Annotated in this window: 7 protein-coding genes; 2 read left to right on the top strand and 5 right to left on the bottom strand. The window is 41.8% G+C overall.

Annotation, left to right across the window (positions count from 1 at the left end):
• Nucleotides 1–20 precede the first annotated feature (20 nt).
• The 5 genes from AB5062_RS08240 to AB5062_RS08220 form a co-directional block, all read right to left on the bottom strand.
• The gene (locus tag AB5062_RS08240; RefSeq protein WP_032951797.1) at nt 21–3,437 is read right to left on the bottom strand and encodes a TonB-dependent receptor; all 3,417 of its coding nucleotides are present in this window, start codon (nt 3,435–3,437) and stop codon (nt 21–23) included.
• A 144-nt stretch (nt 3,438–3,581) separates the two neighbouring features.
• A complete protein-coding gene (locus tag AB5062_RS08235; RefSeq protein ID WP_005845685.1) occupies nt 3,582–4,568 on the bottom strand; it encodes a FecR family protein in 987 nt (328 codons plus the stop codon).
• A 129-nt stretch (nt 4,569–4,697) separates the two neighbouring features.
• Entirely contained in the window at nt 4,698–5,279 is a 582-nt protein-coding gene (locus tag AB5062_RS08230) for an RNA polymerase sigma-70 factor (protein ID WP_005852999.1), read from the bottom strand.
• Between the two features lie 39 nt (nt 5,280–5,318).
• The gene (locus AB5062_RS08225; protein WP_005845690.1) at nt 5,319–6,953 is read right to left on the bottom strand and encodes an ABC-F family ATP-binding cassette domain-containing protein; all 1,635 of its coding nucleotides are present in this window, start codon (nt 6,951–6,953) and stop codon (nt 5,319–5,321) included.
• Between the two features lie 115 nt (nt 6,954–7,068).
• Nucleotides 7,069–8,739 (bottom strand): putative transporter, encoded by a 1,671-nt coding sequence (locus tag AB5062_RS08220; protein WP_005845692.1) that lies wholly within the window; start codon nt 8,737–8,739, stop codon nt 7,069–7,071.
• 285 nt (nt 8,740–9,024) lie between these two features.
• Here AB5062_RS08220 and mutA point away from each other — a divergent pair, with 285 nt between their 5' ends.
• Nucleotides 9,025–10,935: a methylmalonyl-CoA mutase small subunit gene (gene mutA / locus AB5062_RS08215; protein WP_005852997.1), complete on the top strand. Its 1,911-nt coding sequence runs from the start codon at nt 9,025–9,027 to the stop codon at nt 10,933–10,935.
• A gap of 9 nt (nt 10,936–10,944) precedes the next feature.
• Entirely contained in the window at nt 10,945–13,095 is a 2,151-nt protein-coding gene (gene scpA, locus AB5062_RS08210; RefSeq protein WP_005852995.1) for a methylmalonyl-CoA mutase, read from the top strand.
• Nucleotides 13,096–13,284: the final 189 nt, after the last annotated feature.

The raw sequence follows: 13,284 nt of genomic DNA, 5'->3' as shown, positions 1-13,284 counted from the left end.
AATCTTCGTATTAAATTTAATTAGAAACCGAATTTAAGACCCATCATAAAGTCACGACTCAAAGGAATGGCTGCATAGTCATATCCCATCTGTCCGACTGAAGAACCGGTTGAAGGATCATATCCTTTGTAGTTGGTAATAGTGAACAAACGGGTAGCGCCTACATAAATACGCAGGTTACTCAAGCCCATTTTCTTACAATATTTAACCGGCAGATTATAACCTATCTGCAAGTTATTCAGACGCAGATAGTCACCATTCTCCACAAAACGGGTGGAAGTACGAGAGTTCTTATTAGGGTCACCAGACACGGCACGTGGAATATCAGTATCAGGATTTTCAGGTGTCCAAGCATTCAAGGCATTCTTACCATAGTTGAACACATGGTCCATACGCTCCAACTGATATTTAGTATAGTTATAACGCTTAGCACCAAAGTCACCGTAGAAATTGGCTACCAAATCAAAGTCTTTATAAGCCAAGTTAATGTTGAATCCCAATGACACCTTCGGTGTACCACTACCCACTTTCACGCGGTCGTTTGTATCAAGCATACCATCTCCATTCTGATCTATGAAACGGATATCACCCGGCTTAGCCACAGGCTGCAGAGGCTGCCAGTTGCCGTTTTGATCCTTATAGCCATGAGCTGTGTTCCATTCGTCCACTTCTGCTTGATTTTGGAAGATTCCGGCAGTTTGATATACCCAGAATTCACCGATTTCACCACCTACATAAGTACGCAAAGCACCGTATTCATAGAGATAGTCAGGATTGGCCATAGATTTCAACACACTTTTATAATGAGATAAATTCAAATCCAAATCATACTTCAATCCTCCGGCTTTGCCATGATAAATGGCTTGCATTTCAAAACCGGTTGTGCGCAACTTACCATCGTTCACCAAGATAGAAGAATTATAGCCGGTAGCTAAACTGATGTTACGGCTAGAAAGCATATCCCTGGTGTTCTTAATATAAGCTTCCGCAGAAAGCTCCAGTTTATTGTTCCATAAACTAATGTCTACACCGATATTCTTATACACCGTCGTTTCCCACTTGATGTTACTGGATGGAAAAGCTGTAATGGCATATCCCATGGAAGTTTCACGACCATCAAAAGGATAGTTCAATGCATGGGTATTGTAGCTCAAAGTAGGAATATATCGATAAAGACCTATGTTCTGATTACCCAAAGCACCGTAGCTCAAACGGAGTTTAAACATGGAAACAGTTTCTTTCAAATTTTCCCAAAATGGTTCATTAGCAATGTTCCAGCCCAATGATACAGAAGGGAAGAACCCCCACTTGTTACCTTTAGCAAAACGTGAAGAGCCATCATAACGGAAAGAAGCCATAATCATATAACGCATCATGTAGTTGTAGTTCACACGGCCAAAGAGAGAACGGAGGGCACTGCGGGTCTTGGTACCACCTACAGAATAGTTACTTTTAGCATGTCCCATCAAGCTCATACTGTTATTCTCAAAATCAGAACCGGAAGCACTAAGGTCTTCATACTTATTTTCTTCCTGAGAAAGTCCCAATAAAAGAGAAAGATTGTGTATTTCAGCAATGGTCTTGTCATAATTAGCAGTCAATTCCAACAAATCGTTGGTTGTCTGCGAACGTGATTCAGATAAACTAGCCATCGTGTTTCGTTTGGCCGCCCCAATCTCATAGGTAGGTGTAAAAAGACGAGATTTGCTAAAGTACATATTACGGCTGGCATTGAATTTCACGATAAGCCCTTTAATCGGCTCGTACTGCAAATAGCCGGAAGCTGCGATATAATCGGTAGAGCTTGTATTATCAATCAATTTATTAAAAGCAACCTGATTACCGGCATCAGACATACCCATACCAGAGATGGCACCACCATAACCACCATCGTTGTTCTCATCATAAAGGAACGCTAACGGCTCCATATTCGTCACCTGATAAATGGAAGAGAAACCCGAATTGGATTCCAAATCGGCCGACCAACGGCTATAGCTTACAGATTCACCCATTTTAAACTTACCACGGGTAACATCAGAGTTTAAACGGAAACCGAACTTTTCATCTCCGGTAGCAATAGTCACACCGTCCGTCTTACTATAGAAAGCAGAAAGAGACACATTGGAATTAGCACTACCTGCCGTATAACCAATGTTATATTTTTGTGTAAAACCACGTTGATAATACTCTTTCTGCCAATCAGTATCAGCAAACTGACTCGGGTCTCTCTCGTACTCGCTGATATATTTAGGCCAGCGGCTTTCATCCGTACCTGCATTTATTAATGCCATCTTACGTACTTTAATAAACTCAGCTGAATTACAAACTTCCAGACGCTTCGGCATGGCACTCAACCCCCAATAACCGGAAAAAGTAATCTTCGGAGCTGAATTCATCGTACCACGATGTGTTTCAATCAAAATAACACCAGCTGCCGAACGTGAACCATAGATAGCGGCAGTAGCAGCATCTTTCAATACGGAAATCGATTTAATATCTTCAGGATTAAGATAAGACATATTACCCGGAACACCATCGATAATCACTAGTGGACCGTTACTTTCACTGTTCTCGCCATCATCATCTTTCCAAGAAGTCACACCGCGTACCTGCAAAGTGGCAGAAGAACCGGCAGCACCACTGCCAAAGTTTACCGACAAACCCGGAGCCATACCTTGCAATGCCATCTCTGCATTTGCAGTAGGAATCTTAGACAGTTTATCACCCGATACTGATGTTACCGAACCTGAAACATCAGACTTTTTCTGTGTACCATAACCAATTACAACCACCTCATCCAATGTCTTGGTATCTTCTATTAATACAATTTTTATAGTAGACTGATTACCTATTTTCACGGTCTTTGTGGTATAACCTACATAAGAAACAATCAATTCAGTTCCCTTACCGATAGATAAAGTAAAACGACCATCCAAATCAGTAATCGTACCGTTTGTAGTACCTTTTTCCAATACACTGGCACCAATGATAGGTTCACCCTGCTCATCGGCTACAATACCGTTTATAGATTTCTGTTGTTTCACAGCTTCTACTTCGGGAGTTGCTTGCTTATATAATACAATATGACGATTTTCTATTTTATAATCGATACCTGATTTTGAAAATAACCGATCTAAAATTTGGTTAATCGTTTTATTTTCTACTTTAATGGATACTTTTCTATTGACATTGACTTGATTCAGATTATAGGTAAAATAGAAATTTCCTTTTTTCTCAATAGCATTAATCACGTCATGCACCGTAGTATTTTCCATGTCCAAAGACATCTTCACATTCTGTGAATAAGCGATGCCTGCCCAACACGGGACAGTTCCCAATAATAGAAAAAGAACAAAGAATTTCATAATTAACAATGTTTTTCGTAGCCATAGTGATTTTTGCTCACCCAATGGCGTGCATTTCATAATATTATCCATACATTTGTAATTGATTAGTTTGTAATAAATTATAAGGTTACTCATTAATCCGGGTCGAAAGATGGTGGTGCGTCTTCGACCCTTCATTTTTTGCAAAGGTTTTACTTCATAGGCATCCGTTGTTTTTCAAAGTTTCACATACTGTTATTTTTTATATAGGTATACCGTTTTCTTTTCAATTCTATAATCCACCCGTCTGGTTTCTTTCAACAATTCCATCGCCTGGGCTATGGTCAAGTCTTTCCTAAAATGGCAAGTGAAATATTCTTCAACCAGCGAACTATCCATAATCCTGATTTTCACATCATACCGACGTTCTATAACCTTTGCCATTTCTTTCAAAGTCTTATTGTCGAATCTCAGGTCACCAGTAGTCCAACTATCCACATTTGCCTGCGCCGAATTCCTTATTAACACCAAGCCATCACTAACGGTGTAATATACCTGGTCATTGGGCGACATTCTTTCCTTACTTCTGTCATCTAAGGTTGATACTTCTACCGAACCTTCTTTCAAAGTAATCCAACTCGGTTCATCCAAATAGGCTTTTGCATTAAATTTTGTACCCAACACCCTGATATTCAACATCGGCAATTTCACCGTAAACGGACATTTGGGATTATGTGCCACCTCAAAATAGCCCTCTCCTTCCAATGTGACCGTTCTATATTTTTCCGAGAACTTAGCCGGATAAGAAAAACGGCTCTCAGCGTTCAGCCAGACTGTTGTCCCGTCACTCAGCAATAAAGAAACCCGTTGGCCTTTCGGAACCACTACCGTATTGTATGCTTCCGGTTCCTCTTTCGTGATATAGAACAAGTTTGTCGCAAAAAGACAAACAGCAACCAACACAGCCGCATACTTCCACCATTCCCTGACGGTAAATCTCTGTATCGGTTTCTCTCTTTTCTCTATCTGCCCACTCAAGCCAAGTTGTCTGCTCAGTTGCCGATAAGCTTCATCCATACGTCCTTTATCCGAAAAACGCATTTCAGCTTTCAGTCCCCAGATTTGCTCCAGCTCAAATAAACGCTGACGGTTATCTTTCTCTTTCAACCACTCTAAAATCTCTTTTTCTTCGGTTGCAGTACAATGCTTATTGATATATCGAATTAAAATTTCGTCCTTCATTTACTTTCTTTATTGTCTTTCATTATTAAGACAATTAACCTAGAAGGAACTACGGGGTTAAAAAGAAAAAAAAATGCTTTTTTTGCATTTTATTTTTTACAGACTCCAGAAAAAGCCTGCATGAAGGTATTAACGAAGCAAAAACAACAGACAGAACAATACCTCCTTCAAATCCTCTCTCAAGAATTTTGTGGCTTTCTGTACATGTTCTTCCACCGTACGGGATGAAATATGCATAGCCTCCGCTATCTCTTTATAAGTCATCTCTTTAAAGTAAGACAATTCGAAAGCCTGACGACATTTAGGAGGTAATTTAGAGATGGAAGCTTTCAACAATTTCCGGATATCACGCTCAACCACCTCATTCCACAATTCGTTGGCGTCCGATCCTGCCAGCTGAAAGGCCATGCGTTCTTCCGCCAGACGTACCTCCTCCTCATGCCCCAGCACAACAGCTTGGTGCTTCAGATAATTCAGGCAATTATTCTGTGTGCATTTATAAAGGAAAGAATGAATGGCATTGGGTATCAAAGCGGACTTCTGCTCCCAATACATGACAAAGACACTTTGTACAATATCTTCGGCAATATGTTCAGGCACAAAACGGCAAGCTACAGACATCAGACGAGGATAGAAAAGATTAAAAAGAAGACGAAACTCCGTCTCGTCTCCTTTTTGTACTTTATTTATATCTATAGAAATTGTTTGCATCTCCACATCCAATCCAAAGTTAACAGATACAAAGCTAATTTATTTTTCCAACTCCTGCAAACTTTCCATTTTCTTTGTTTCCAGGAACTCATAGATACCACAAAGATGTTCTTTTACCTTTTTATTCCCAAATTCATACACTTTCGTCACTAATCCGTCCAAAAAGTCACGATCATGAGATACAACAATCAATGTACCGTCAAAATCCATCAAAGCTTGTTTCAGGATATCTTTGGTTTTCATATCCAAGTGATTGGTAGGCTCATCTAAAATCAACAGATTCACCGGTTCTAACAATAGTTTGATCATGGCAAGACGAGTACGTTCTCCACCACTGAGCACTTTCACCTTCTTCATGGAAGCTTCGGGGCCGCCAAACATAAATGCACCCAGCAAGTCTCGTATTTTATTACGGATCTCCCCTTTCGCCACATCATCTATCGTTTGAAAGACCGTGAGGTTCTCGTCCAACAAAGAGGCTTGATTCTGAGCAAAATAACCAATCTGCACATTGTGTCCCAGCGTCAAAGTCCCTTCATGCTCTATCTCACGCATGATACATTTTACCAAAGTAGACTTACCTTCACCGTTCTTGCCCACAAAAGCCACTTTATCCCCTCTCTCGATGGTCAATGAGGCATTCTTGAAAACCACATGATCACCATAGGTCTTTCCTACCCCGTCCATAATGACCGGGTAATTTCCACTTCGCGGAGAAGGCGGGAATTTCAACCGCAATGCTGAGGTATCTTCTTCGTCCACTTCAACCAATTCTAATTTCTCAAGCATCTTCACACGGCTCTGCACTTGCAAAGTTTTGCTATAAGTTCCTTTGAACCGTTCTATGAAATCCTTGGTTTCCTGTATCATCTTCTGCTGCTCCTCATATTGCTTCATCTGTTGCTCGCGACGTTCTTTACGCAATATCAGATATTGGGAGTAATTCACTTTATAATCATAGATACGTCCCATCGTTACTTCAATGGTACGGGTCGTGATATTATCTACAAATTTACGGTCGTGGCTGATGACAATTACCGCTTTGGCACTATTGACCAAGAAATCCTCCAACCACTGGATGGATTCAATATCAAGATGATTGGTGGGCTCATCCAACAATAATACATCCGGATTCTGGAGCAATAATTTAGCTAACTCAATACGCATACGCCAGCCACCGCTGAAATCACTGGTAGGGCGATTGAAGTCCTCACGCATAAAACCAAGTCCCAGCAAAGCCTTTTCCACATCTTCTTCAAAATGAGTAAGATCAATGGAATAAAACTTCTCACTCATGGCAGAAACCTTCTCGATTAACTCCATATATGAATCACTTTCATAATCGGTACGTGTTTCAAGTTCCTTATTTATGGCTTCTATTTCTGCCTCCATAGCATGAAGATGCGCGAATGCCTGAGAAGCTTCCTCGAATACAGTACGCCCATCCTCTGTCATCAGATGCTGGGGAAGATAAGCTATCACACAATCCTTAGGAGCCGACACCTTTCCACGACTAGGTTGCCGCACACCAGCCAAGATCTTTAATAAGGTAGACTTGCCCGCACCATTTTTCCCCATCAAGGCAATACGGTCTTTCTCATTTATCTGAAAAGATATGTCACTAAACAAGGTGGTACCGCCAAACTCAACGGTCAATCCATCTACTGAAATCATATTTATTCTTTTAATCAGCAAGAGGGTGCGTCAAAAAAATGATTCAAGCTACCATTTTTTTGACACCCCCTCCTACAAGTTTTATACTTTATTGTTTTTATACTTTTTACCAATATCAGCTTGCCAATATTAATATCAATAATTGGGCAGTCAGAATACGAAGGAACATGGACACCGGATACACAGTAGAATAACCTACCGCCGGAGCATTATTACCTGCTGTCTGATTAGAATACGCCAATGCGGGGGGATCTGTGTTACTACCTGCAATAAGCCCCATCAACATGAAATAATTCATCTTGTAATGCCAGCGTGCAACCGCTCCCATTATTAATAAAGGTATAACTGTAATAAGGAAACCACAACCCACATACAACAAACCATCTCCATCGACAACCGTATTCACAAAATTCGCACCAGCCTTTATCCCCACACTGGCAAGGAACAAAGCAATACCAATTTCACGCAACATCAAATTGGCACTCATAGTGGTATAAGTCACCAATTTCAATTTATATCCGAAACGACCTATCAAAATAGATACAATCAACGGACCACCAGCCAAACCCAATTTTACCGGAGTAGGAATACCTGGAAACGCAATAGGCAGACTACCAAAGAAAATACCCAGGAAAATACCCACAAAAATAGTCACGATATTAGGATGATCCAAACGTTTCAATGAGTTACCCATCAAATTGGCAACACGTTCCACCGCATCCTGAGGACCTACCACCATTACACGGTCACCTACCTGCAAGGTCAAGTTACGTGAAGCGAAAATATCCATACCTGAACGGTTGACACGGGTCACATTCACACCATACATACTACTGAAATGAAACTCACCCAATTGCTTACCATTCATTTTAGGTTGTGTAATCAAAATACGGCGGGATACCATCGGAGTATCCTGCTTTTCCCAATCCACTTCAATTTTAGGACCGATAAAAGCAATAATGGCTTCCGCATCGTCCTCTGCACAAACCACAAACAACTGATCACCAAGATGGAAGACAGTATCACGATTAGGAATACTGACATGACCGTTCTGCAATATACGCGAACAAACAAAGTCACGCCCCATGAAGTCTCTGACCTGAAGCAACGTTTTTCCTGCCAACGCCTCATTATGTACTTCCAGATGCATCATACGAGGAGTCAGATGAGGATTTGCAGCTTCTTCTTTAGCGATATCCTCTTCCTCCTTTTTCAAATTAATCCGGCAAATGTAGCGGATAGCAATAATAGAACCAATGATACCCAGCACTCCCAACGGATAAGCGCACGCATATCCCATCGCTATCTGCGGGCCACTGTAATTCAGCTGGCTCAACGCTTCGTTGGCAGCACCCAGTCCCGGCGTGTTCGTTACGGCACCACAAAGAATACCCACCATCATAGGCAGCTCTATCCGGCCGTTCAAACCATAATACAAAGCCACTGCCACAGCAATGTTCAATGCGACAATCCCCATTGCCACTAGATTCATAGCAATCCCTCCTTTCTTAAAGGAAGAGAAAAAAGAAGGACCTACCTGAAGTCCGATACAAAACACGAACAATATCAGTCCGAAATCCTGTAAAAATGTAAGTATCTGTGTATTCCCCGTTAAGCCGAAATGTCCGCAGACAATACCGGTAAACAAAACAAAAGTAACACCTAACGATACCCCGAAAAATTTAATTTTTCCCAGCAACACTCCTACTGCAATCACAAAGGAATAAAGCAGCACGATATGCGCTATTGAGTTTTCATCAAATAATAGATTTTGTAACCAGTCCATGATATAATACTATGTTTTTATAAATTGCCGCAAAATTAATGAATTCCCCTCACTCAGCCCAACAATTTGAAAACTATTATTTCATGATTCCTATTTATTTTGCAATATCCACTTTGCAATAAGAACATCTTTTATTTTCGTCACTTAACAAAATGACAGAAACCTCTCTTTCTCCTTTATGAAAATAGCTAAAAAAAGGATTCTATTTAAAAGGTTTTAGTATATTTGCCCGTACTATTGAAAAAGTATGTGATATAATTCTTAAATATTAATACCGAATAAACTATGGCAGATAGTAAAGAGAAACTCTTTTCGGACTTCCCAGCCGTTTCTACGGAACAGTGGATGGAAAAGATTACAGCCGACTTGAAAGGCGCTGATTTTGAAAAGAAATTGGTTTGGAGAACCAACGAAGGTTTTAAAGTAAAACCATTTTATCGCCAGGAAGATCTGGAAGGTTTGAAAACAACTGAAGGACTACCCGGAGAATTCCCCTATGTAAGAGGCACGAAGAAAAACGACAATACTTGGTTCGTGCGTCAGGAAATCAAAGTAGAATGCCCTAAAGAGGCTAATGCTAAAGCACTGGATATTTTGAACAAAGGTGTTGACTCATTGGGATTCTACGTAAAGAAGAAAGACCTCAGTCCTGAATATATCGAAACATTATTGAATGATATCTGTGCGGAATGCATTGAGTTAAACTTCTCCACTTGCCAAGGACATACGGTGGAATTAGCCCAATTATTGGTTGCTTACTTCCAAAAGAAAGGATACGACCTGACCAAGTTGCAAGGCTCCGTCAACTATGACCCTATGGGTAAAATGATGGTAAAAGGCAAAGACCTTAGCAATTTCATCACTACTGCCAAAGAATTGGTAGAAGTACTGGCTCCGCTACCTAAATTCCGTTGTATCTGTGTCAATGCGATAGAACTGAACAATGCCGGATCTTATATTTCACAAGAACTGGGCTATGCATTGGCCTGGGGTAACGAATATCTGAGCAAGCTGGTAGAAGCAGGAGTTCCTGCCGCACTGGCTGCCAAGAAAATAAAATTCAATTTCGGCATCAGTTCCAACTATTTTCTGGAAATTGCCAAGTTCCGCGCAGCACGTATGTTATGGGCGGACATCGTAAAAGAATATCATCCTCAATGCAACCGCCAGCCCGAATGTCCGAACAAAGCGGAAGACGGCACTTGTCTCTGTGCCTGCAAAATGGTGGCACATGCTGAAACATCCACTTTCAACCTGACTTTGTTTGATGCACATGTAAACCTGCTCCGCACTCAAACCGAAGCGATGAGTGCCGCCTTGGCAGGAGTCAACTCCATCACCGTAACCCCGTTTGACAAGACTTACGAAACTCCGGACGACTTCTCTGAACGTATCGCCCGTAACCAACAGTTATTGCTAAAAGAAGAATGTCATTTCAACAAAGTAGTTGACCCCGCCGCGGGTTCTTACTTTATTGAAAATTTAACAATTTCTATTGCCACACAGGCATGGGAATTATTCTTGAAAGTAGAAGACGAAGGAGGAATGCTGGAAGCAGTCAAAGCAGGAAAAGTACAGGAAGCGATCAACGCAAGCAACAAGGCCCGCCACGATTCCGTTTCAAAACGCAAAGAAATTCTACTGGGTACCAACCAATATCCTAACTTCAATGAAAAAGCAGGCGAAAAGGCTCCTGTAGAAGCCAAATGTTGTTGTGGAGGTAATCATGACAGCTGTGAAAAGCCGTTTGCCACATTAAACTTCGACCGTGCTGCCAGCCAGTTTGAAGCACTTCGTTTGCAGACAGAGAAATCCGGCAAACGTCCGAAAGCATTTATGCTGACTATCGGTAATCTGGCCATGCGTCAAGCACGTGCCCAATTCTCATGCAACTTCTTGGCTTGTGCCGGTTACGAAGTAATCGACAATTTGGGCTTCCCCACAGTAGAGGCCGGTGTCGAAGCAGCTATGAAAGCCGGTGCAGACATCGTAGTTATCTGTTCCAGCGATGATGAATATGCAGAATATGCTATTCCTGCATTCAAGGCATTGGACGGACGAGCTATTTTCATTGTTGCAGGTGCTCCTGCTTGTATGGAAGAGCTGAAAGCCGCAGGCATCGAAAACTTTATCCATGTACGTGTCAACGTATTGGACACATTGAAAGAATACAACGCTAAGTTAGGAATTAAGTAAGGAAGAACAATGAAACCGAATTTTAAAAATATAGATATATATGCCGGATTTCAACCTCAGAATGGTATGAAATGGCAAAAAGAAAATGGCATCACCGCCGACTGGAAAACGCCGGAACACATCAATGTGAAGCCTGTTTACACTAAAGAAGATTTGGAAGGCATGGAGCACTTGAACTATGTAGCAGGTATTCCTCCTTATCTTCGCGGCCCGTACTCCATGATGTACACTTTCCGTCCTTGGACTATCCGCCAATACGCAGGTTTCTCCACTGCCGAAGAAAGTAATGCATTCTATCGCCGTAATTTGGCATCAGGCCAGAAAGGCTTGTCTGTCGCATTCGACCTTCCGACACACCGCGGCTATGACCCCGACCATGAACGTGTAGTAGGTGACGTAGGTAAGGCAGGCGTGTCTATTTGCTCATTGGAAAATATGAAAGTTTTGTTCGATGGTATTCCTTTGAACAAGATGTCTGTTTCCATGACCATGAATGGTGCCGTACTTCCCATCATGGCATTCTATATCAATGCAGGTTTGGAACAGGGAGCCAAATTGGAAGAAATGGCCGGAACCATCCAGAATGATATCTTAAAAGAGTTTATGGTGCGTAACACTTATATTTATCCACCTGCCTTTTCCATGAAGATCATCTCTGACATATTTGAATATACCTCACAAAAAATGCCTAAGTTCAATTCCATCTCCATCTCGGGCTACCACATGCAGGAAGCAGGTGCCACAGCAGATATTGAATTGGCTTATACACTGGCTGACGGTTTGGAATATCTTCGGGCCGGAGTAGCCGCAGGTATAGACATCGATGCATTCGCTCCGCGTCTGTCATTCTTCTGGGCTATCGGCATGAATCATTTTATGGAAATTGCCAAAATGCGTGCGGCACGTATGCTGTGGGCTAAAATTGTCAAGCAGTTCAACCCGAAGAATCCGAAATCACTGGCATTGCGTACCCATTCCCAGACTTCGGGCTGGTCATTGACGGAGCAAGATCCGTTCAACAATGTAGGTCGTACTTGTATTGAAGCTATGGCAGCAGCATTGGGACACACCCAGTCACTGCACACCAACGCATTGGATGAGGCAATTGCATTGCCCACCGACTTCTCTGCACGTATCGCACGTAATACTCAGATTTATATTCAGGAAGAAACATATGTTTGCAAGAACGTGGACCCATGGGGTGGTTCTTACTATGTAGAATCTTTAACTAACGAACTGGCTCACAAGGCTTGGGAACATATTCAGGAAATTGAAAGCTTGGGCGGTATGGCGAAAGCTATCGAAACCGGAGTACCCAAAATGCGTATTGAAGAAGCTGCGGCACGTACTCAGGCCCGTATCGACTCCGGTGCCCAGACAATTGTAGGCACTAACAAATATCGTTTGGAAAAAGAGGATCCTATCGATATCCTTGAAGTAGACAATACAGCTGTACGTTTGGAACAAATTGAAAATCTGAAGCGTTTGAAAGAAGGCCGCAATCAAGCAGAAGTAGACAAAGCTTTGGCAGCCATCACCGAATGTGTAAAGACAGGTAAAGGCAATTTGCTGGAACTGGCTGTAGAGGCAGCTCATGTCCGTGCTACCTTGGGCGAGATTTCGGATGCTTGTGAAACAATTGTAGGACGTTATAAAGCAGTAATCAGAACTATATCAGGCGTGTACTCATCAGAAAGTAAAAAGGATACAGACTTCGCAAGAGCTTGCGAACTGACCGAAGAATTTGCAAAGAAGGAAGGCCGCCGTCCGCGTATCATGATTGCCAAGATGGGACAGGACGGACACGACCGTGGTGCAAAAGTAGTTGCAACAGGTTATGCCGACTGTGGTTTCGACGTAGATATGGGACCGTTGTTCCAAACTCCTGCCGAAGCTGCTCGTGACGCAGTGGAAAACGACGTTCATGTAGTAGGTGTTTCTTCATTGGCTGCCGGACACAAGACACTGATCCCGCAGATTATTGAAGAATTAAAGAAATTAGGTCGTGAAGATATTTTGGTCATCGCCGGTGGTGTTATCCCCGCTCAAGACTATGACTTCTTATACAAGGCAGGTGTTGTAGCAATCTTCGGCCCCGGAACCTCTGTTGCCAAAGCAGCAGTTCAGATTATGGACATTTTACTGGACGAAGAGGAATAAGCTTTTTCACCTGAATAGTTTATCATTTTAAACAATAGTAAAGAATCTGTTTACACTTATTTCGTGTTTACAGGTTCTTTACTTTATTCAAGACAATGGATTATAACGATAGACCAAGGAGAAATTAAATCCATTTCTTCTAAATTACCCAAAAACATCAACAAAATTGATATTAGACAACCCTAGTAA

It is taken from the genome of Phocaeicola sp. RTP21359st1_B8_RTP21360_211022, from assembly GCF_040911965.1.
GTDB lineage: Bacteria > Bacteroidota > Bacteroidia > Bacteroidales > Bacteroidaceae > Phocaeicola > Phocaeicola vulgatus.
This window is presented reverse-complemented; position numbering and strand designations above follow the sequence as displayed.

Excerpts from the sequence above, each read along its gene's own strand:
- AB5062_RS08220 (WP_005845692.1), bottom strand. The coding sequence starts at position 8,739 with ATGGACTGGTTACAAAATCTATTATTTGATGAAAACTCAATAGCGCAT.
- AB5062_RS08230 (WP_005852999.1), bottom strand. The coding sequence starts at position 5,279 with ATGCAAACAATTTCTATAGATATAAATAAAGTACAAAAAGGAGACGAG.
- scpA (WP_005852995.1), top strand. The coding sequence starts at position 10,945 with ATGAAACCGAATTTTAAAAATATAGATATATATGCCGGATTTCAACCT.
- AB5062_RS08225 (WP_005845690.1), bottom strand. The coding sequence starts at position 6,953 with ATGATTTCAGTAGATGGATTGACCGTTGAGTTTGGCGGTACCACCTTG.
- mutA (WP_005852997.1), top strand. The coding sequence starts at position 9,025 with ATGGCAGATAGTAAAGAGAAACTCTTTTCGGACTTCCCAGCCGTTTCT.
- AB5062_RS08240 (WP_032951797.1), bottom strand. The coding sequence starts at position 3,437 with ATGGATAATATTATGAAATGCACGCCATTGGGTGAGCAAAAATCACTA.
- AB5062_RS08235 (WP_005845685.1), bottom strand. The coding sequence starts at position 4,568 with ATGAAGGACGAAATTTTAATTCGATATATCAATAAGCATTGTACTGCA.